The organism is Neorhizobium galegae bv. orientalis str. HAMBI 540 (assembly GCF_000731315.1).
In the GTDB taxonomy this organism is placed as follows: domain Bacteria; phylum Pseudomonadota; class Alphaproteobacteria; order Rhizobiales; family Rhizobiaceae; genus Neorhizobium; species Neorhizobium galegae.
Map to the genome: position 1 here is coordinate 2,184,423 of NZ_HG938353.1, position 18,426 is coordinate 2,202,848.

The 18,426-nt window shown below is 61.3% G+C and carries 17 protein-coding genes; 6 read left to right on the plus strand and 11 right to left on the minus strand.

What is annotated here, in order from left to right; genetic code table 11:
- Positions 1 to 134: 134 nt before the first annotated feature.
- A complete protein-coding gene (ettA, locus tag RG540_RS10915) occupies positions 135 to 1,784 on the minus strand; it encodes an energy-dependent translational throttle protein EttA (RefSeq protein WP_038587644.1) in 1,650 nt (549 codons plus the stop codon).
- Positions 1,785 to 1,875: 91 nt separating this feature from the next.
- Here ettA and RG540_RS10920 point away from each other — a divergent pair, with 91 nt between their 5' ends.
- The 4 genes from RG540_RS10920 (at position 1,876) to RG540_RS10935 (ending at position 6,754) form a co-directional block, all read left to right on the plus strand.
- Positions 1,876 to 2,814, plus strand: coding sequence for an alpha/beta hydrolase (locus RG540_RS10920; protein WP_038587647.1), 939 nt, complete (start codon positions 1,876 to 1,878; stop codon positions 2,812 to 2,814).
- A gap of 115 nt (positions 2,815 to 2,929) precedes the next feature.
- Positions 2,930 to 3,892 (plus strand): DMT family transporter, encoded by a 963-nt coding sequence (locus RG540_RS10925; protein ID WP_038587650.1) that lies wholly within the window; start codon positions 2,930 to 2,932, stop codon positions 3,890 to 3,892.
- 1 nt (position 3,893) lies between these two features.
- Positions 3,894 to 5,096, plus strand: coding sequence for a CaiB/BaiF CoA transferase family protein (locus RG540_RS10930; protein ID WP_038587653.1), 1,203 nt, complete (start codon positions 3,894 to 3,896; stop codon positions 5,094 to 5,096).
- Positions 5,093 to 6,754, plus strand: a complete 1,662-nt coding sequence (locus tag RG540_RS10935; protein WP_038587656.1) for a thiamine pyrophosphate-binding protein — start codon at positions 5,093 to 5,095, stop codon at positions 6,752 to 6,754. The genes RG540_RS10930 and RG540_RS10935 overlap by 4 nt, the downstream gene beginning before the upstream one ends.
- Positions 6,755 to 6,814: 60 nt before the next feature.
- On the opposite strand, the gene RG540_RS10940 is transcribed toward RG540_RS10935, so the two are convergent.
- The 3 genes from RG540_RS10940 to RG540_RS10950 form a co-directional block, all read right to left on the minus strand.
- Positions 6,815 to 7,156, minus strand: coding sequence for a RidA family protein (locus RG540_RS10940; RefSeq protein ID WP_038587660.1), 342 nt, complete (start codon positions 7,154 to 7,156; stop codon positions 6,815 to 6,817).
- Between the two features lie 71 nt (positions 7,157 to 7,227).
- A complete protein-coding gene (locus RG540_RS10945) occupies positions 7,228 to 7,566 on the minus strand; it encodes a TIGR01244 family sulfur transferase (RefSeq protein WP_038587664.1) in 339 nt (112 codons plus the stop codon).
- A 78-nt stretch (positions 7,567 to 7,644) separates the two neighbouring features.
- A complete protein-coding gene (locus tag RG540_RS10950) occupies positions 7,645 to 8,484 on the minus strand; it encodes a DUF4432 family protein (protein WP_038587667.1) in 840 nt (279 codons plus the stop codon).
- A 192-nt stretch (positions 8,485 to 8,676) separates the two neighbouring features.
- Here RG540_RS10950 and RG540_RS10955 point away from each other — a divergent pair, with 192 nt between their 5' ends.
- Positions 8,677 to 10,065: a L,D-transpeptidase gene (locus tag RG540_RS10955; RefSeq protein WP_407668889.1), complete on the plus strand. Its 1,389-nt coding sequence runs from the start codon at positions 8,677 to 8,679 to the stop codon at positions 10,063 to 10,065.
- 142 nt (positions 10,066 to 10,207) lie between these two features.
- A complete protein-coding gene (locus tag RG540_RS10960; RefSeq protein ID WP_157884610.1) occupies positions 10,208 to 10,810 on the plus strand; it encodes a ClpX C4-type zinc finger protein in 603 nt (200 codons plus the stop codon).
- A 29-nt stretch (positions 10,811 to 10,839) separates the two neighbouring features.
- On the opposite strand, the gene RG540_RS10965 is transcribed toward RG540_RS10960, so the two are convergent.
- The 7 genes from RG540_RS10965 to RG540_RS10995 form a co-directional block, all read right to left on the minus strand.
- Positions 10,840 to 11,556, minus strand: coding sequence for a ParA family protein (locus RG540_RS10965; protein WP_038587676.1), 717 nt, complete (start codon positions 11,554 to 11,556; stop codon positions 10,840 to 10,842).
- A 219-nt stretch (positions 11,557 to 11,775) separates the two neighbouring features.
- Positions 11,776 to 12,921: an iron-containing alcohol dehydrogenase gene (locus RG540_RS10970; protein WP_038587679.1), complete on the minus strand. Its 1,146-nt coding sequence runs from the start codon at positions 12,919 to 12,921 to the stop codon at positions 11,776 to 11,778.
- Positions 12,918 to 14,303, minus strand: a complete 1,386-nt coding sequence (locus RG540_RS10975; RefSeq protein WP_038587684.1) for an aldehyde dehydrogenase family protein — start codon at positions 14,301 to 14,303, stop codon at positions 12,918 to 12,920. The genes RG540_RS10970 and RG540_RS10975 overlap by 4 nt, the downstream gene beginning before the upstream one ends.
- Positions 14,304 to 14,322: 19 nt before the next feature.
- Positions 14,323 to 14,739: a type II toxin-antitoxin system VapC family toxin gene (locus RG540_RS10980; protein WP_038587688.1), complete on the minus strand. Its 417-nt coding sequence runs from the start codon at positions 14,737 to 14,739 to the stop codon at positions 14,323 to 14,325.
- A complete protein-coding gene (locus RG540_RS10985) occupies positions 14,732 to 15,214 on the minus strand; it encodes a helix-turn-helix domain-containing protein (RefSeq protein WP_157884611.1) in 483 nt (160 codons plus the stop codon). The genes RG540_RS10980 and RG540_RS10985 overlap by 8 nt, the downstream gene beginning before the upstream one ends.
- A gap of 80 nt (positions 15,215 to 15,294) precedes the next feature.
- The gene (locus RG540_RS10990; RefSeq protein ID WP_038587690.1) at positions 15,295 to 16,665 is read right to left on the minus strand and encodes a glutamine synthetase family protein; all 1,371 of its coding nucleotides are present in this window, start codon (positions 16,663 to 16,665) and stop codon (positions 15,295 to 15,297) included.
- A 74-nt stretch (positions 16,666 to 16,739) separates the two neighbouring features.
- Positions 16,740 to 18,332 (minus strand): amino acid permease, encoded by a 1,593-nt coding sequence (locus tag RG540_RS10995; RefSeq protein WP_038593539.1) that lies wholly within the window; start codon positions 18,330 to 18,332, stop codon positions 16,740 to 16,742.
- Between the last annotated feature and the right edge of the window lie 94 nt (positions 18,333 to 18,426).

Below are 18,426 nucleotides of genomic sequence, written 5' to 3' on the forward strand. Positions count from 1 at the left end.
TTTGCGATTGTCTTTATCGGGCCACGTCAAAAATACCCATAATTTTGGGGGTTCGGATTTTAGCTTTTGTTAACTTCGCACAAAACAAAAACCCCGGCGGAGCCGGGGTTTTACCTTAGGCAAAGCTAAAAAACTTAACGCGTCAGACGCTTGTGGGCCTGGCTGCCCGGGTTGAGGGCGTCGGGGCCGAGTCGGCGGACCTTGTCCTGCTCATAGTCCTCGAAGTTGCCTTCGAACCACTCCACATGGCCGTCGCCTTCGAAGGCGAGAATATGCGTCGCCAGGCGGTCAAGGAACATGCGATCATGGCTGATGATGATCGCGCAGCCGGCAAAGTTTTCCAGCGCGCTTTCGAGCGCACCCAGCGTTTCCGTATCGAGGTCGTTGGTCGGTTCGTCGAGGAGCAGAACGTTGCCGCCGGCCTTCAGCATCTTGGCAAGGTGAACGCGGTTGCGCTGGCCGCCCGAGAGATTGCCGACCTTCTGCTGCTGGTCGCCGCCCTTGAAGTTGAACGCACCGCAATAGGCGCGGGAGTTCATGTCGAACTTGCCGAGCTTGATGATTTCGGCGCCGCCAGAGATTTCCTCCCAGACGGTCTTGTCGGCAGCAAGCGCATCGCGGCTCTGATCGACATAACCGAGATGGACCGTCTCACCGATACGGACCGTGCCGGCATCCGGCGTTTCCTGGCCGGTGATCATCCGGAACAACGTGGTCTTGCCGGCGCCGTTCGGGCCGATGATGCCGACGATGCCGCCCGGCGGCAGCTTGATCGACAGGTCGTTGATCAGCGTGCGGCCCTCGAAGCCCTTGGTGATGCCTTCCATCTCGATGACCACCTGGCCGAGACGCTCGCTGACCGGGATGATGATCTGCGCGTCGCCGGGACGCTGCTTGTCGGCGGCCTCCACCAGCTGTTCGTAGGACTTGATACGGGCCTTAGATTTTGCCTGACGCGCCTTCGGGCTGGAAGCGATCCATTCCTGTTCGCGGCTGATCGCCTTCTGGCGGCCTGCCTCTTCCCGGTTTTCCTGCTGCATGCGCTTGGCCTTGGCAAGCAGGTAGGCCGAGTAATTGCCTTCGTACGGAATGCCGCGGCCGCGGTCGAGCTCGAGGATCCAGCCGGTGACGTTGTCGAGGAAGTAGCGATCGTGGGTGATCATCATCACGGCGCCCGGATAGTCGCGCAGGTGTTTTTCGAGCCAGGCGATGGTCTCGGCGTCCAGATGGTTGGTCGGTTCGTCGAGCAGCAGCAGGTCCGGCTGCGACAGGAGAAGACGGCACAGCGCGACGCGGCGGCGTTCACCACCCGACAGGCTGGTGACTTCCGAATCGCGCGGCGGGCAGCGTAGTGCCTCCATCGCCATCTCGACCTGGCTTTCCAGGTCCCAAAGGTTCTGGCTGTCGATGACGTCCTGAAGCTTGGCGCCCTCGTCCGCAGTCTCGTCGGAATAGTTCATCATCAGTTCGTTGTAGCGGTCGAGGACGGCCGTCTTCTTGGCGACGCCTTCCATGACATTCTCGAAAACGGTCTTGGACGCATCGAGATGCGGCTCCTGTTCGAGATAACCGACGGTCGCGCCTTCTGCGAGCCAGGCTTCGCCGGTATATTCCTTGTCCTGCCCGGCGATGATGCGCAGCACGGTCGACTTACCGGCGCCGTTCGGACCGAGGATACCGATCTTGGCATCGGGGTAGAAAGACAGATTGACGTTCTCAAGGATTTTCTTGGCGCCGTAGGACTTGTTGAGTCCCGACATGTGATAGATGAACTGACGTGCCATGGATAAAAGTGCTCCGGGGGGAATTTCGGTTTGCCGCTATGTAGGCGAATTGGTGGCCGGGAGCAATGCGCGAACGGTCGAGGGAGCGAGGATGTTCGACGAAACGAGGCGGTTTAAGAGCCCGACAGGCGCAAACCTTGCCTATCATTACCAGCCGCCGGCCGAACCGGCGCATGCCATCCTGCTGATCTCGCACGGGCTTGCCGAGCATTCCAAGCGCTACAGGGCTTTCGCCGAAGCGATGGCCGGCCAGGGCTTCCATGTCTATGCCTTCGATCATCGTGGCCACGGCGAGACGACGGCGCCGGATGCGCCGATCGGCCGTTTCGCCCGGCACGACGGCGTCAGCCTGGTGCTCGAAGACGTCAAAGCCATGCGCGACATGGCGGCGGGCGCCCATCCCGGCCTGCCGGTCCTGCTCTTTGGCCATTCCATGGGCGGCCTGATCGCGCTCAATGCCGCTGTAGACCATCCCGACAGCTTTAATGCCGTCGCGGTCTGGAATTCCAACTTCCATCCCGGCCCGGCTGGACGCGCTGCGCAAATAATCCTGCGCATCGAAAAAGCCCTCAAAGGCTCCGATGTGCCGAGCGGGCTTCTGCCGAAACTCACGTTCGGCGCCTGGGGCAAGTCTATTCCCGGCCACCGTACGGAATTCGATTGGCTGAGCCACGACCCGGATATCGTCGACGCCTATATCGCCGACCCGCTGTGCGGTTTCGATGCCAGCGTCTCGCTGTGGCTCAATCTCTTCGAACTCACGTTTCGCGCCCCGACACTCATCAATCGGCTCGCGAAAACCCTGCCGATCCACCTGATCGGCGGCGCCGAGGATCCGGCAACCAATGGCGGCCGTGAAATCCTGTGGCTCTCGGAGCATTTCAAGCGCAACGGCTTTTCGAACGTCACGACCAAGATCTGGCCGGGCACCCGACACGAAACGCTGAACGATACGGTGCGCGCCCGCGCCACCGCCGAGTTCGCCGCCTGGGCCCGGGCTGCCCTGCCCGTCCCGGCGCAGGCGATCTGAATCGACAGTCCATATAAAACGGCCCTGCATATCAAACGGCCCCGCATATCAAACGGAATGAGTTCATGACATTTAATCAAGTGCTTCCGGGACCGGTCCCGGCTATAGGAAATCGATGAGTTCGTCGTCCGCAAGCCTTGCCGCATCAGCCCCGAACCGGATCGTCAACGGCCTCGGCCTGATGATCGTCGCGATGCTGATCGCCCCGTTCATCGACATCTTTTCGAAGCTTGCGACCGATACCGCGTCGCCCACGTTCATCACTGCCGCGCGCTTCGTTTTCCAGGCGCTCTGCATGCTGCCGATCGTGCTCTGGAATGGATACTGGCGGACATTCTCCTGGCGGCTCAGCGTCTTCCATGCGATCCGCGCCACCCTCATCACGGTCTCCATGGTCTGCTTCGTGGCGACCCTGGCAGTCATGGAAGTGGCCGATGCGATCGCCATCTTCTTCGTCGAGCCGATCATCCTGACGGTGCTTTCCAGCATCTTCCTCAAGGAGACCATCGGCTGGCGGCGTTATACAGCGTGCGCTGCCGGCTTCGTCGGCGCCATGATCGTCATCCGCCCGAGCTTCCAGGAGATCGGCTTCGTGGCGCTGCTTCCGATCGTCACCGCCTTCTGCGTGGCGATCTTCGCGATCCTGACCCGGGCGCTGGCGCATCGTGAAGATCCCTGGTCGATGCAGTTCCAGATGGCGCTCTGGGGAATTCCGATCTCAGCCATATTGCTCTTTGTCGGCGACCGGACCGGAATCGCCTTCCTGGCGCCCTCCATGCCGGACTGGACGACCTTGCTGTGGCTCGCGGGCGTCGGCGCCTTCGCGGCCCTGTCGGGCATCCTGGCCGTCTATGCCTATCGCGCCGCACCGGCATCCGTGATCGCGCCGCTGCAATATTTCGAGATCGTTTCGGCGACGCTGTTCGGCTGGCTGGTCTTTGGCGACTTCCCCGATCCGATCAAATGGCTCGGCATTTCGATCATTATCGGCTCCGGCCTCTACATCATCTGGCGGGAACGCCGCGTCGCCTCCATGAAGCCGGTAACCAGCGCCGCCAAATCAACTGTGACCCCGTGACATGACCCAGACCCCTAAAAAACCGCCGCTTACCGGCATCCGTGTCATCGAACTCGCCCGCGTGCTTGCCGGTCCCTGGGCCGGCCAGATGCTGGCGGACATGGGCGCCGACGTCATCAAGGTGGAAAATCCCGATGGCGGCGACGATACCCGCGCCTGGGGGCCGCCCTTCGTCGAAGGCAAGGACGGCGAAAACCTGTCGGCCGCCTATTACCACTCCACCAACCGCGGCAAACGCTCGATCGCCGTCGACCTGAAGACGGAGGAAGGCCAGGACATCGTCCGTCGGCTGGCCGCGACCGCCGACGTGCTGATCGAGAACTTCAAGCTCGGCGGCCTCGTCAAATACGGGCTCGACTACGAGAGCCTGAAAAAGATCAATCCGAAGCTGATCTATTGCTCGATCACCGGTTTCGGCCAGAACGGCCCCTACGCCAATCTCGCCGGATACGATTACATCGTCCAGGGCATGTCGGGCTTCATGTCGATTACCGGCGAGCCGGATGGCCAGCCGATGAAGGCTGGCGTCGCGATCGCCGACATCTTCACTGGCATCTATGCGGTGACCGCCATCCAGGGCGCGCTGATCCATGCGATGAAAACCGGCGAAGGCCAGCATGTCGACATGGCGCTGCTCGACGTCCAGGCCGGCATCCTCGCCAACCAGAACATGAATTACCTGGTTTCCGGCGAGGCGCCGGTGCGGCTTGGCAATGCCCATCCGAACATCAGCCCCTACGAGGTCCTAGCCACCGAAGACGGGTATCTCATTCTCGCCATCGGCAATGACGGCCAGTTCCGCCGCCTCTGCCGCATCCTCGGCATCGATGGGATGGCCGAAGACGAGCGTTTCGCCACCAACAAGGCGCGCGTCGCCAACCGCGTCGAAGTGCGCCGGCTGATCCTCGCGCAGACGTCGAAATGGAAAAAGGCCGAGCTGCTCGCCGCCTGCGGTGACAATGCCGTGCCGGCCGGGCCGATCAATTCGATTGCCGAAATGTTTAACGATCCGCAGGTCAAGGAGCGCGGGCTCCGAATCGACCTCGAGGCAGCCGACGGTACGGTCATTCCCGGCGTGCGCAGCCCGATCGTCCTGTCGGAAACGCCGCTTGTCTATCACCGGCCGAGCCCGGCGCTTGGCGAACATACCGCTGACGTGCTGGCGCAGCTCGATCAAATCGAAAAAGAGGGGAGAGAAAAATGAACACCGTCATCAAGACCGGAGGGCAGCTCATCGTCGAGGCGCTGAAGGCTAACGGCGTCAAGCGCATCTCCTGCGTGCCCGGAGAAAGCTATCTCGCCGTGCTCGACGCGCTGCATGAAAGCGGCATCGAGGTGCTCGTCTGCCGCCAGGAAGGCGGCGCCGCGATGATGGCCGACAGCTGGGGCCGCCTCACCGGCGAGCCGGGCATCTGCATGGTGACCCGCGGCCCAGGCGCCACCAACGCCTCGGCCGGCCTGCACATCGCTAAGCAGGATTCGATCCCGATGATCCTTTTCGTCGGCCAGATCGGCCGCGACATGAAGGAACGGGAAGCCTTTCAGGAAGTCGAATACCGCCGCGCCTTCACCGAATTCGCCAAATGGGTCGGCGAGATCGACGACGCCCGCCGCATCCCCGAATTCGTCACCCGCGCCTTTGCGGTCGCCACCTCCGGCCGTCCCGGCCCGGTCGTACTGACACTGCCGGAAGACATGCTGGTCGATGAAGTCGAGGCGCCTGAAGCCCGCGCCTATATGCCGGTCGAAAGCCATCCCGGAAAAAGCCAGATCGCAGCGTTCGAAATCATGCTGAAGAACGCTCAGCGTCCGATGTTCATTCTCGGCGGTACCCGCTGGAGCGAACAGGCCGTTGCCGATTTCCAGGCTTTCGCCAGCCGTTTCAAGATCCCGGTCGGCTGCTCCTTCCGCCGCCAGATGCTGTTCGATCACCTCCACCCCTCCTATGCGGGGGATGTCGGCATCGGCATCAATCCCGTGCTCGCCAAGGCGGTCAAGGAGGCGGACCTGCTGGTACTAATCGGCAGCCGCATGTCGGAAATGCCCTCCTCCAGCTACACGCTGATCGACATTCCCTACCCGCAACAGAAGCTCGTCCACATCTTCCCCGACCCGGAAGAACTCGGCCGCATGTACCGGCCGGACCTGGCGATCTGCGCCGCGCCAGCGGAATTCGTCGCCGCGCTGAAGGACCTCGAACCACCCGCCCTGCCGCTCTGGGCCGAACGGAAATCGGCGCTGCACGACGCCTACCTCAAATGGTCGACGCCGCCTGAGGCCGGCCCCGGCCCGGTCAGGATGGGCCCGATCATGCAATGGATCGAGGAAAACGTGCCCGACAACGCGATCTTCACCAACGGCGCCGGCAATTACGCCACCTGGCTGCACCGCTTCCACCGCTTCCGGAAATACAATACCCAGTCCGCCCCCACCTCCGGCTCGATGGGCTACGGCCTGCCCGCCGCCGTTGCCGCCAAGCAGCTGTTTCCGGAACGCGAAGTCGTCTGCTTTGCCGGCGACGGCTGCTTCATGATGCATGGCCAGGAATTCATCACCGCCGTCCGCTATGGACTGCCGATCATCACGGTGCTCGTCAACAACGGCATCTATGGCACGATCCGCATGCATCAGGAGCGGGAATATCCGGGCCGCGTCAGCGCCACCGACCTCGTCAACCCGGATTTCGTCGCCTACGCCAAGGCCTTCGGCGGTCATGGCGAACTGGTTGAGAAGACGGAAGAATTCGGCCCTGCCTACGAGCGGGCGCGCGCCAGCGGCAAGCCCTCGATCATCGAGGTCAGGCTGGACCCGGAAGCGATCACGCCGGCAAGGACGCTGACCCAGATCCGCGAAAGGGCCTGAAATAGAAAAAGCCGGCCTATCAGAACGATATGCCGGCTTTTTGAATCAATAGCGCAGCGATCAGATCGCGGCCGTGACGATGAACTCGACCTTGTATTTCGGCGCAGCGAGCTTGGCTTCGCTGGTGGCGCGGGCCGGCGGGTTGGCCGGATCAACCCAGCTTTCCCAAACGGCGTTCATTTCACCGAAATAGGCGATGTCCGAGAGATAGATGATCGTCTGCAGGATCTTCGACTTGTTGGAACCGGCGGCTGCCAGCAGGCGGTCGACTTCGGCGAGCGCGTCCTTGCACTGGTCGGTGACGCTCTCGCCTTCGCCGACTTGGCCGGCGAGATAAACGGTGTTGCCGTGGACGACGGCGCCGCTCATGCGGGCGGCAGGCTCGATGCGCTGGATGCTCATGGAATTCTCCTCAAAAAAATTGAGCTTCAGGAAGAGGCCCCGCGCAAAAGGCACGAGGCCGCGGAAAATCTTTAGCCGCGCAGATGCTGGCTCTTTTCGTAGATCGCCGTCGAACGGGCGCCCGACCGGCAGAAGCCGAGCATCGGGCGCGGGAATTCGTCGAGCGCATCGACCATCGCCTTGACGCCCTGTTCGTCGACGCCCATGCGGCCGACCGGGATGTGGCGGATGTCGAGGCCGAGTTCCTTCGCGCGGGCTTCGATCTGCGCAAAATGCGGCTGGCCCGGCTCCTCGTCATCGGGACGATGGCAGACGACCGACTTGAAACCCATGGCCTTGACCTGGTCGAGTTCCTCGACGGTGATCTGGCCGGTGACGGAATACTCGTCGTTGATCTGGCGGATATCCATGGACTTAGCCCTCCGTTCTATTTGAGGCGCAAGCATTACGACGGTGCCCTTTGGGCGTCAATCGCCGAACGACAACTCTCAGACGAAGCAGAAGCGTAGGCCGTATTCGACACTTTCGCCGGGCTTGACCCACCCGAGTTCCCCATTCGCCTCAAGTTCCTGGCGGCTTGCCAGGCGATGCGAAACTGGCTCGATGCCGAGTACATGCGCCGGCGCCTTCTGGTTCCGCCAGACCTGCAGATGCGGCAGCGTGTCGGTCCTGAACTTCACCTTCAGCGTCAGCCCGCCGATCGCCGCGATCGGCCCGAGCGCGATTTCGGCCCATTGCTCGCCCTCCACGATCGCCGGCACGCAGAATATGCCGCCGGTCTCGCCGCCGAAGGTCCAGGGGAAGCCGCCTTTGTCGAGCATCCTGCCGGTCAGCCGGACCTGGTCGTCGAACAGCCAGGCGCCGATATTCATGTGATACATATGCACCCGTGCAAAGGGCTTTGTGCCGGTATTGGTGACCTTGTCCGACAGGCTCACCTCGCCCGTCGCACCATCGATCCGCCAGTGGCGTTCGAGGACAGCCGTCTCGCCGGTCGCAATGGTCAGCGGCACGCGGGCACGGCATTCCGCATCCGGCCCCTGCGCATCCCAGAACAGGATTTCGGCCGGGTGGGAGGAGAAGGACCCATGCAGCGGATATTTCCGGCCGTCAGCGGCGCCTTCGATGGCCTCGGGATGACGAATATGGTCAGGCCCGCAGGTGAAGAGGAACCCTTCGAGCGAATGATCGATTCGCGGATCACCGTCGTCGGGAATGGCCCGGCCCGGAGCAAGGTCCACATCGCCGATGAAACAGCCCCCGATATCAAGAACCGAGCTCTCGTCGAGAAAAATCCTCGGCCCGTTAGCAGCGGAAAAAGCCTTCATAATCATTCCCTTCACGGTTTCGTCAAAACTTCTAACCGATCGTGAAGCGAATTTAACGGTGTGTTCATGACGAATTCACTTTTTCCACACTACGGTCAAAATTAACTTGTCTGTGGCGACAGGCGAACGGGCGGGAACCAATGTCCGATTTCCCGATTACGCTTAAGTAGTAACAAGGAAGTCGGTGACATCGTGAAGCGGCTATTTTTTGCATGCGCAAGCCTGGTGATCTTGACCGCGGCACAGGGAATTCCCGCCGCCGAGGCGCAAAACCGTTATGGCCGCTATCCCTCGGAAACGATGCTCGTCGCTCCTGACGGCTCGATACTAGACTACGTGCCCGATCGCGGCGATGTCGTCATCAGCCGCGACGGCATGGGTCGCCGCGTTCTGATCGATCATTTCGGCAATGTCGTCGCAACCGAGGTCCGCCAGGAAACCTATCGCCCCAACCGGACGCAGGAATATCCGCCGGTACCGGGCGGCTACCGGTCTCCGCGCGACACTGGCGGCTATCAGCAGGGTGCCGGCGGTTATCGCGACTACCGCGAATATCGACCGGGCGAACCAGGTGCCATTACCGGCGGGATCCCGGGACGAGGCTCGGTCAGCCGTATGCCGCTCGATGATCAGGCCCTCCCCGACACCGGCTATCCGCAGGAAGCCTCGATCGAACCGGACCAGCCGCCGGCGGAAACGCTTCTGCCGCAGAAGCCGATCATCACCGTCACCAAGAAGCCGCAGGCCCAGATCGCAGCACTTCAGGTCTTTCTGGACCGTGAAGGCATCTCGCCCGGCGTCATCGACGGCCATCTCGGCGACAACGTCAACAAGGCGATCGCCGCCTGGCAGGAAATGACCGGCGAGACGCTCGATCCGAACAATTCCGAGGACATCCTGCAGCGGCTGACCTATTCGGGCGGCCTGCCGATCGTCGACTACACAATCACCCCCGCCGATGCCGCCGGTCCCTACGTCGCGTCGATCCCGGAAGACTATGCGCACAAATCGCAGCTGCCGGCCATGTCCTATACGTCGGTGACCGAAAAGCTCGCCGAGCAGTTCCACATGGACGAAGGTTATCTCAAGGCGCTCAATCCCGGCGTGGATTTCACCATCCCCGGCTCGACCATCAAGGTCATCAATCCCGGCCAGCCGAAGGTCGGGCAGGTCACCCGCATCATCGCCGACAAGGGCAGGAAGCAGGTTTTTGCCTACGGCGCCGACGGCAAGCTGGTGGCGGCTTATCCTGCAACCATCGGCTCGACCGACACGCCTTCGCCGACCGGCACACACTCGGTCGAACGCATCGCCCTCGATCCCGGCTATACCTACAATCCGAAGATCAATTTCAAACAAGGCAACAACGACCAGATCCTGCAGATCCCGCCGGGTCCGAACGGTCCGGTCGGCACGGTCTGGATTGCGCTCTCGAAGCCCACCTACGGCATCCACGGCACGCCGGAACCTTCCAAGATCGGCAAGACCAACAGCCACGGTTGCGTGCGCCTGACCAACTGGGACGCAAGGGAACTCGCCAAGATGGTCAAGCCCGGCACCACGGTGGAATTTACCGAGTAGGATCCAGAACAACCCATCAGCCGTCGGCACCCGCTGCCGACGGCTTTTTGTTTGCCTGGCAATCTGGCTTCGGCCAAAAGAAGCCCTAGTTTTTCGCGAGAAAAATGTACATCGGGGTGGAATGTACATCGGGGTGGATGGAATGAACTTCCCAACGAGACTGAAAGGCGCCCTGTCCCTCCTCTTCGGACGCGGCGACGACGGAAATGTCTGCTCCTTCTGTGGTGAGAACCGCCGCACTGTCGAGATGATCATTGCCGGTCCGGCAGCCACGGCGATCTGCAATCGCTGCATCTTTGTCTGCAACCAGGTCATGCTTGAAAATTCCGGCCCGCCTGGTTTCCGTCGCCATGCCGAAAAAGATCATGAAAAATCGATTGCAATACCACTCGCCCACGACGAAGTCCTGCTGGGCGCTCCCGAACGTATCGCGCTCGAGCAAATGCTGCACGCCCTCGTCGCGTCGCTTCCCCAATGCAGACTGATCGGCTGGAGCTATATGCATTCGCAGGATCGATTCGACCTGCTGACGGTCGAGATCCTGACGACATCCGGAATGCAGCCGAATGAAATCAGCAACCTCGCCCAGCAGAACTGGCGTCAGATGCGCGACCGTTTCGTCGCCGCGCGCAGCGTTCCGGCCAATCTGGAAGAGCCCGCACTGATCGGAACCGCAGCCGCAGCTACCCAGGCGGCCAGTGCATATGCAAAGGCGGTCGGCTCTTTCGAACCAACCGCCTCCTAGTCCTGGAATGAACAGAAGTCCAATGGTGATCAGGCCGCGTAGCGGCCCAATCCGAAGAGGCGCGACGCGACGGACCGGGTGATCTTGACGGGCATGAGACGCATGACTTCCTGTGCGTAAGACCGGGCGTTTTCCTTCGCCTTGTCGAGATTGCTGACCTTGGCCTGATCGAGCGTATGGAGCGTCCCGCCGGTCTCGAAGAGTTCCTTGAAGGCGATGCGTTCACCGATCGGCGTATCGAGGACATGCACACCGCGGGCTGCCAGAAGCCCTTTGATGGTCAGCAGCGCCTTGGTGGTGACCATCGAGGTAACGCGCGTCAGCACGACCGAATGCGGGATCACCAGGCCGGCCTTCTCCTTCATGTAGCTCAGAAGGTCGAGGATCTGCGCCGCACCCTTGGCGTCCATGGCGGAACCCTGGACCGGGATCATCACGTGGTCGGAAAGCCCGATCGCCGTGGTGACCAGCGCATCACGGGCGCCGGCGAGGTCGATGATGAAATAGTCGGTGCGCGATGCCATTTCCCGAAGATGACATTGCAGCGATGCGAGCGTGACTTCCGATACCACTTCGATATTGCGCACGGTGCCGGAGGTCTCGAACCACTGGCTGATCCAGCGCTGCGGGTCGGCATCGATGACGGTGACGCGAAAACCCTGATAGGCAAGTTCGGTAGCGAGCAGGAGCGCAGCGGTCGTTTTTCCGGCTCCGCCCTTGGCGTTGGCAAAGGAAATTACAGGCATTTTCGGTCCTCGAACAAGTCTTGAGCCACATCGCTCACGAGGACACCGGGAAGCATGGTGTCATGGGCACATCCTTTCCAAACATGGTTAACGAATTGCAAATTTAACCACCATTAATATCACTCAGGAGATTTAGCTTTTGGCGCTAAAACGCGGAAAAGCCCGGAGGTTTGGGCCTCCGGGCTTCTTCAATGCCGATCTTTCGAGAACCCCAAAGACTTAAAAGCAGTCGAGGAAAAGCGCTTTGGTATTCTCCATCGTCATGGTGACGGGGTTGCCGCCGCAACTCGGGTCCTCCATCGCCATCGCCGTCAGTTCATCGATTCGGTCCGGCTTGATTCCCATCGCCGTGAGATTTTCGGGAACGTTGAGTTCGGTACGCAGCGACAAGACGTAATCGTAGAACCCGTCGAACCCGCCGGCGATGCCGAGATAGGCCGCGGCGCGGGCGATCTTCTCTTCGATTGCCGGACGGTTGAAGCGCAGCACCGGCGGCATCACGACCGCATTGGTCATGCCGTGATGGGTATTGTAGACGGCCCCGATCGGATGCGACAGCGAATGGATGGCGCCAAGCCCCTTCTGGAAGGCGACCGCTCCCATCGCTGCAGCCGACATCATGTTGGTGCGGGCTTCGAGGTCCTGTCCGTCCTTGTAGGCGCGTGGCAGGAATTCCTTGACGAGCCGCATGCCTTCGAGCGCGATCCCGCCGGACATCGGATGGTAGAAGGGCGACGAATAGGCCTCCAGGCAATGCGCGAACGCATCCATGCCGGTGCCGACGGTAATCGCCTTCGGCATGCCCATCGTCAGTTCCGGATCGCAGATGACGACGCCGGGCAGCAGTTTCGGGTGGAAGATGATCTTCTTTACATGGGTGACGGAATTGGTGAGCACCCCTGCCCGGCCGACTTCAGACCCGGTTCCGGCCGTGGTCGGCACCGCGACGATCGGTGCGATCTTCGAAGCGTCGGCGCGGGTCCACCAGTCGCCGATATCCTCGAAATCCCAGACCGGCCGCGTCTGGCCGGCCATGAAGGCGATCAGCTTGCCGAGATCGAGGCCCGAACCGCCGCCGAAGGCGACGACGCCGTCATGGCCGCCGTCTTTGTAGGCTCTGACGCCGGCTTCGAGGTTGTTCTCGTTCGGGTTCGGATCGACATCGGCAAAGATCGCCCGGCCGAGGCCAGCCTCTTCGAGCACGTCGAGCGCATGGCCGGTGATCGCCATCGAGGCCAGTCCCCGATCGGTGACCAGAAGCGGTGTCTTGAGGCCGAGCGTCTTGCAGGCGTCCGCCAGTTCCTTGATCCGTCCGCGGCCCAGCTTGACGGCGGTCGGATAGCTCCAGTTCGCGACGATATTCATTTCGTGACCTTCTTCAGGTGGTAGGATTTCGGGCGGGTCAGGTTGTGGAAGCCGAGGACGGAGAGCGAACCGCCGCGCCCGGTTTCCTTGACGCCGGTCCAGACCAGCGCCGGGTCGAGATAATCGGCGCGGTTCATGAACACCGTGCCGGTTTCGAGCTGGCTGCCGATCCGGTTGGCGCGGTCGACATCCGGCGTCCACAGCGACGCTGTCAGCCCATAGCGGCTGTCGTTCATATAACTGATCGCCTCATCGTCAGACCTCACCCTCATGATGCCGACGGCCGGGCCAAACGTCTCTTCCCGCATGATCTCCATCGAGTGGTCGACATCGACCAGGATCTGCGGCGCAAGATAGGCGCCGCCGTCGTCGGCGGGGAAAAGCTTCGGATCGACGAGTGCCTTGGCGCCACTCGCCACCGCGTCAGAGATCTGCTGGCGCACCACCTTGGCGAAGCGCTTGTTGGCCATCGGCCCGAGCGTGGTTTCCTTGTCGAGCGGGTTGCCAAGCTTGTAGTTCGACACCCAGGCGACCGACTTCTCGACGAAAGAATCGTAGAGCGATTCGTGAACGTAGATGCGCTCGATGCCGCAGCAGCACTGGCCGGAATTGTAGGTCGCGCCGTCCATCAGCGTGTCGACGGCAGCATCGAGATCGGCGTCCTCCATCACATAACCGGGGTCCTTGCCGCCAAGTTCGAGGCCGATGCCGGTAAAGGTGCCGGCAGCGGCCCGCTCGATCGACCGCCCGCCCTCAACCGAGCCCGTGAAGTTGATGAAGTTGAACAACCCTTCGGAAATCAGCTTGGCCGACGTCGCGTGGTCGAGGAAGATATTCTGGAAGACGTCTTCCGGAACACCGGCCTCGACGAAGGCACGCACCATCCGCTCGCCGACGAGCAGCGTCTGGGAAGCGTGCTTGATGACGACCGCATTGCCGGCCATCAGCGCCGGCGCGATGGTGTTGATAGCCGTCATATAGGGATAGTTCCAGGGCGCGATGACAAAGACCACGCCATGCGGCTCACGTTCGATGCGCCGTTCGAACGTGGCGCTGTCCTCGACGCGCAGCGGCGCCAGCGCATCGGCGGCGATCGAGGCCACATAATTGGAGCGCTCGTTGAACCCCTTGAACTCGCCGCCGTAACGCACCGGCCGGCCCATCATCCATGCGAGTTCCGGCACCACCTCGTCGACCATCTCGTTGAGCCGTGCAACGCCCTTAAGCACGAGCTGGACACGCTCCTCGAGCGGCCGCTTCGCCCAGGCCTTCTGCGCATGCCGTGCGCGCCCGATAGCTTCGCCGGCCGCTTCCGCCGACATGGCCGGACGCTCGGCATAAACCGAACCGTCGACCGGCGAGATACATTGGATCATCGTCATTGATACAAACTCCAGAAATTCAGCAGGCAAGTGTGCGGACATGGCCCGCTGCACCATAGGAAAGGATCGCACGATCACGCGTGATGATGGTCAGGTCGTGTTCGCGAGCGGTTGCGATCAGGATTCGGTCGATCGGGTCCTTGTGGATGGGCTGGGGCAGGATACAGGATGCCATGAAAAGATCGGCAGTCACCGACTTCTCGGCTACCTCTGTTTCCTGCCTGAAACTGTCGTACCAGCGTTTGGCATCCTTTGTCTCATGGATACGCCCCCGGGCCACCAGCATGGCCATTTCCCATGCCGTGGCGGTGGACACATAAACAGGAATACCCATGGCCTTGGAGCCGCTAACGGCATCGGCAGCCCTAGCGGCAAGGAGTTCGTTATGGGTCATCCATATGACCGCACATGTGTCGAGCAGATAGGACTCACTCATTATAGAGCTTCTCGCCCCATTCGTAATCCCAGTCCATCGGCGCCGTCAGGTCGACGCCGGGCATAACCGTGATCGTTCCCTTCATGCTGCCGAATATGGGATGCAGTTCTATCAGCGTCCCGTCCTCCCGCTCCATCCAGCGCTTGCCTTCCTTGTAGATGATGTCGTCTTCCGTGAACATCTTCTCGGATGGATCGGGCATAGGAGAACCGCCTTCCGCCGAATAGGCATCCTGCTTCTTTTCGGCAAAGCCGGAGATCCCACCTTCACCTCTGCGATGAATGGCAACCACTTCCAGAGGAATGCCGAGAAAGGCCGAAACCCCGTCCTGCTCGTCCGCGCTCATCTTTCGCTCGCCTTTGAGCATGCGTGAAACCGAGCTTGGATCGAGCTTCAGGAACCTGGCGAGCTCAACATTGGACGACCCCATCTCCTTCAGCTTTTCGTAAAACCATTCGCTGTCGATCTCAGCCACGATATCAGCCCTCAATGAACCAATTCAACCTAGCCGATTATTGACCAAATCTCAACAATCGAAAATCGGTTGCGATTATCTCAAGCCCTCTCGAAACCGCGTGCCACTTCCCAATCCGTCACGCGGCGATCGTATTCCTCCTGCTCCCATTGGCCGGCGCGGACATAGTGGTCGATGACATCGTCGCCGAATGCAGACCGCAGCAGTTCCGATCCGTTCATCAGATCGATCGCATCGCGCAACGTTTTCGGGATTTCGCGAATGCCCTTGCCGCCATAGGCATCGCCGACGAAGGCCGGCTCCAGCGTCATCTTCTTCTCGACGCCGTCGATTCCGGCAGCGATCAGCGCCGCCATGGCGAGATAGGGGTTGAGATCGGAACCGCCGACACGGCATTCGATGCGGATCCCCTTGGTCGCCTCGCCACAGAGACGGTAGCCCGCGGTGCGGTTGTCCTTCGACCAGACGGCCTTGGTCGGCGCGAACGTGCCGGCCATGAAGCGCTTGTAGGAATTGATGTAGGGCGCCAGGAAATAGGTGATCTCGCCCGCGTGGGCGAGCAGCCCGGCGATATAATGTTTCATCAGTTCCGACATGCCGTGCTCGTCGTCCTTGTCGAAGAACAGCGGCGTCTTGCCGTCGGCGCTCCACAGCGACTGGTGAATATGCGACGAACTGCCGGCCGCCGAATAGTTCCACTTGGCGAGGAAGGTGATCGCCTTGCCCTTGCCCCAGGCGATCTCCTTGCACGCATTCTTGATGATCACGTGCCGGTCGGCCATGGTCAGCGCATCGGCATAGCGGACGTTAATCTCCTCCTGGCCGGCCGAAGCCTCGCCCTTGGAATTCTCGACCGGAATGCCGGCCCCCTGCAGTCCGGTGCGGATCGCCCGCATGACCTCCTCTTCCTTGGTGGTCTGGAAGATGTGGTAGTCCTCGTTGTAGCCGCTCGCCAGCTTGAGGTTACGATAGCTGCTTTCGCGGGCCTGATCGTAGGTCTGGTCGAACAGGAAGAATTCGAGTTCGGTCGCCATGAAGGCGGACATGCCCATCGCTTCCAACCGCTTCACCTGGGTCTTCAGGATGGCCCGCGGCGAATGCGGCACGTCCGCATGGGTGTGATGGTCGAGCACGTCGCAGAGAACCAGCGCCGTGCCTTCGAGCCAGGGGAGTTTGCGTAGCGTCGCAAGATCCGGCTTCATCGTATAGTCGCCGTAACCCTGTTCCCAGCTGGTCGCCTTGTAGCCGGAGATGGTCTCCATCTCGATATCGGTCGCCAGAAGGTAGTTGCAGCTATGGGTTTCCTGATAGGCGCTCTCGACGAAATATTCCGCCTGGAACCGTTTGCCCATCAGGCGACCCTGCATGTCCACCTGGGCAGCGATGATCGTATCGATGCGGCCCTCGGCAACATCTTTTTTGAGTTCGTCGAAAGAATAATGACTGGTCATGATCGATCCATCTGGCCTTTGAACATTTGGCGGAGGCCGCACATCGCGGCCTCCGCCAATGATGTCGGTGAAGGTTATTCGCCCGGTACCGGCGAGACCGTTCCGGTTTCGCCGACTGCCGCTTCCGCAGCAGCGATTTCGGCCTTGCGTTTGGCGATCATGTCGCCGATCGGAGGGCCCTTGAAGCGCTTGTTCTCGACCGCGAACCAGATGATTATCGCAAGGACGATGAGGCCGACGGTGACCGCAAGCACCTTGTCGTTCGGCGGCTGGATGGCGATGTAGATGATCAGCACCATGCCGAGCGTCGCCAGCACGCCGACTGTCTTGTACACGCCCTGGCCGAGATCCCAGGGGCCAGGCGCTGGCCATTTCTTGGTGCCGTAGGCGAAGATGCCGAGCACGATCGGGAAGAGGAAGGAAAGGAAAAGGAAGATCAGGGTCGCGTTGACGACCGTGACGTAGAGGCTCGCCTCGCCGACCGAGATGAACAGCGCGCCCCAGACGAACAGGCTTTCGAGAGCCGCCCCCGTCCAGATCGCGGCGACGGGGGTACGGAATTTCGGGCTGACGCTTGCGAGCGTCTTTGAGCCGACCGGGATCCCGCCATCACGCGAAAACGCAAAGATCATTCGCGAGCATGACGTGACGGTCGCAAGCCCGCAGAGGAACTGCGAGATGAAGATGGCGACATAGAGCACCGTCACCAGCCAGGCCGGCATGATGGTGTTGATGGTGGTGAAGAACACGGCCCAGCCCTGCTTGGCGCCTGCGGCCATGTCCGGGATGGCGATGACGAAGGCCGACAGCATGACCCAGCCGGCAAGCGACGACCAGAGCACGGCGGAGACCATCGAACGGGGCACCGACAGTGCCGCCTTCTTGGTTTCCTCCGACGTATGCGCCGAGGCGTCATAACCGGTGATCGTGTAGATCGGCAGCAGCAGCCCGAGCGCGAAGATATACCACATGCTGTCGGACTGCGGCCAAACGGCCCCGCCCGCATCGCCGGAATAATTGGTGAAAGTCCAGAGCCGCGAAATATCGTGCGTCGGCGCGTAGATGAGGCAGGCGATGGTCAGGACCGCCGCCGTCACCAGGATTAGCGTGCCCGAGAAGTCGGTAAGCTTGGCGGTGAGGCCGATGCCGAAATGGTTGATCGCCGCCTGGACGATGGTGAACAGGATCACCAGAACCACCTGCATCCCCGGAGAAACGACGCCGGTCGTATCGGCAATGCCGAGCTGTGCGCCGAAAGTGCCGCCGAGGAAAAGGGCGGTACCGATGTTGATCGCCCCGAGAACGGTGATCAGTCCGAGCAGATTGAGCCAGGCGGTGAGCCAGCCGGTAAAGCGCGTCCCGAGGATCGAACTCCAGTGATAAAGCCCGCCGGCCGTCGGATAGGCGGATGAAATCTGCGCCATGCCGAGTGCGAAGAAGAGAGAGATGATGCAGCCGATCGGCCAGCCGATGCCGATTGCGGCTCCGCCGACACCCGACGTCGCCTGCGCCAGCGAATTGATGCCGCCGGAGAGAATGCAAATGATGGAAAAGGAAATTGCGAAGTTGGAAAACGAGCTCATGCGGCGCTCGAGTTCCTGCGCATAACCCATGGAATGCAGGATATGAATGTCCTGCTTTTTGTCGCCTTCGGTATAATCGGACATGACTTCCCCCTGTTGGCAGAAAGACCGCGCCATCGCGGCCATCCGGTTTGTCCTTCCCGCGGAGATTTAACCGCGGGCATGCGAGCTGCTGCTC

What these genes read in the sequence shown, in the direction of transcription:
- ettA (WP_038587644.1), bottom strand. Translation starts at nt 1,784, where the DNA reads ATGGCACGTCAGTTCATCTATCACATGTCGGGACTCAACAAGTCCTAC.
- RG540_RS10920 (WP_038587647.1), top strand. Translation starts at nt 1,876, where the DNA reads ATGTTCGACGAAACGAGGCGGTTTAAGAGCCCGACAGGCGCAAACCTT.
- RG540_RS10925 (WP_038587650.1), top strand. Translation starts at nt 2,930, where the DNA reads ATGAGTTCGTCGTCCGCAAGCCTTGCCGCATCAGCCCCGAACCGGATC.
- RG540_RS10930 (WP_038587653.1), top strand. Translation starts at nt 3,894, where the DNA reads ATGACCCAGACCCCTAAAAAACCGCCGCTTACCGGCATCCGTGTCATC.
- RG540_RS10935 (WP_038587656.1), top strand. Translation starts at nt 5,093, where the DNA reads ATGAACACCGTCATCAAGACCGGAGGGCAGCTCATCGTCGAGGCGCTG.
- RG540_RS10940 (WP_038587660.1), bottom strand. Translation starts at nt 7,156, where the DNA reads ATGAGCATCCAGCGCATCGAGCCTGCCGCCCGCATGAGCGGCGCCGTC.
- RG540_RS10945 (WP_038587664.1), bottom strand. Translation starts at nt 7,566, where the DNA reads ATGGATATCCGCCAGATCAACGACGAGTATTCCGTCACCGGCCAGATC.
- RG540_RS10950 (WP_038587667.1), bottom strand. Translation starts at nt 8,484, where the DNA reads ATGAAGGCTTTTTCCGCTGCTAACGGGCCGAGGATTTTTCTCGACGAG.
- RG540_RS10960 (WP_157884610.1), top strand. Translation starts at nt 10,208, where the DNA reads ATGAACTTCCCAACGAGACTGAAAGGCGCCCTGTCCCTCCTCTTCGGA.
- RG540_RS10965 (WP_038587676.1), bottom strand. Translation starts at nt 11,556, where the DNA reads ATGCCTGTAATTTCCTTTGCCAACGCCAAGGGCGGAGCCGGAAAAACG.
- RG540_RS10970 (WP_038587679.1), bottom strand. Translation starts at nt 12,921, where the DNA reads ATGAATATCGTCGCGAACTGGAGCTATCCGACCGCCGTCAAGCTGGGC.
- RG540_RS10975 (WP_038587684.1), bottom strand. Translation starts at nt 14,303, where the DNA reads ATGACGATGATCCAATGTATCTCGCCGGTCGACGGTTCGGTTTATGCC.
- RG540_RS10980 (WP_038587688.1), bottom strand. Translation starts at nt 14,739, where the DNA reads ATGAGTGAGTCCTATCTGCTCGACACATGTGCGGTCATATGGATGACC.
- RG540_RS10990 (WP_038587690.1), bottom strand. Translation starts at nt 16,665, where the DNA reads ATGACCAGTCATTATTCTTTCGACGAACTCAAAAAAGATGTTGCCGAG.
- RG540_RS10995 (WP_038593539.1), bottom strand. Translation starts at nt 18,332, where the DNA reads ATGTCCGATTATACCGAAGGCGACAAAAAGCAGGACATTCATATCCTG.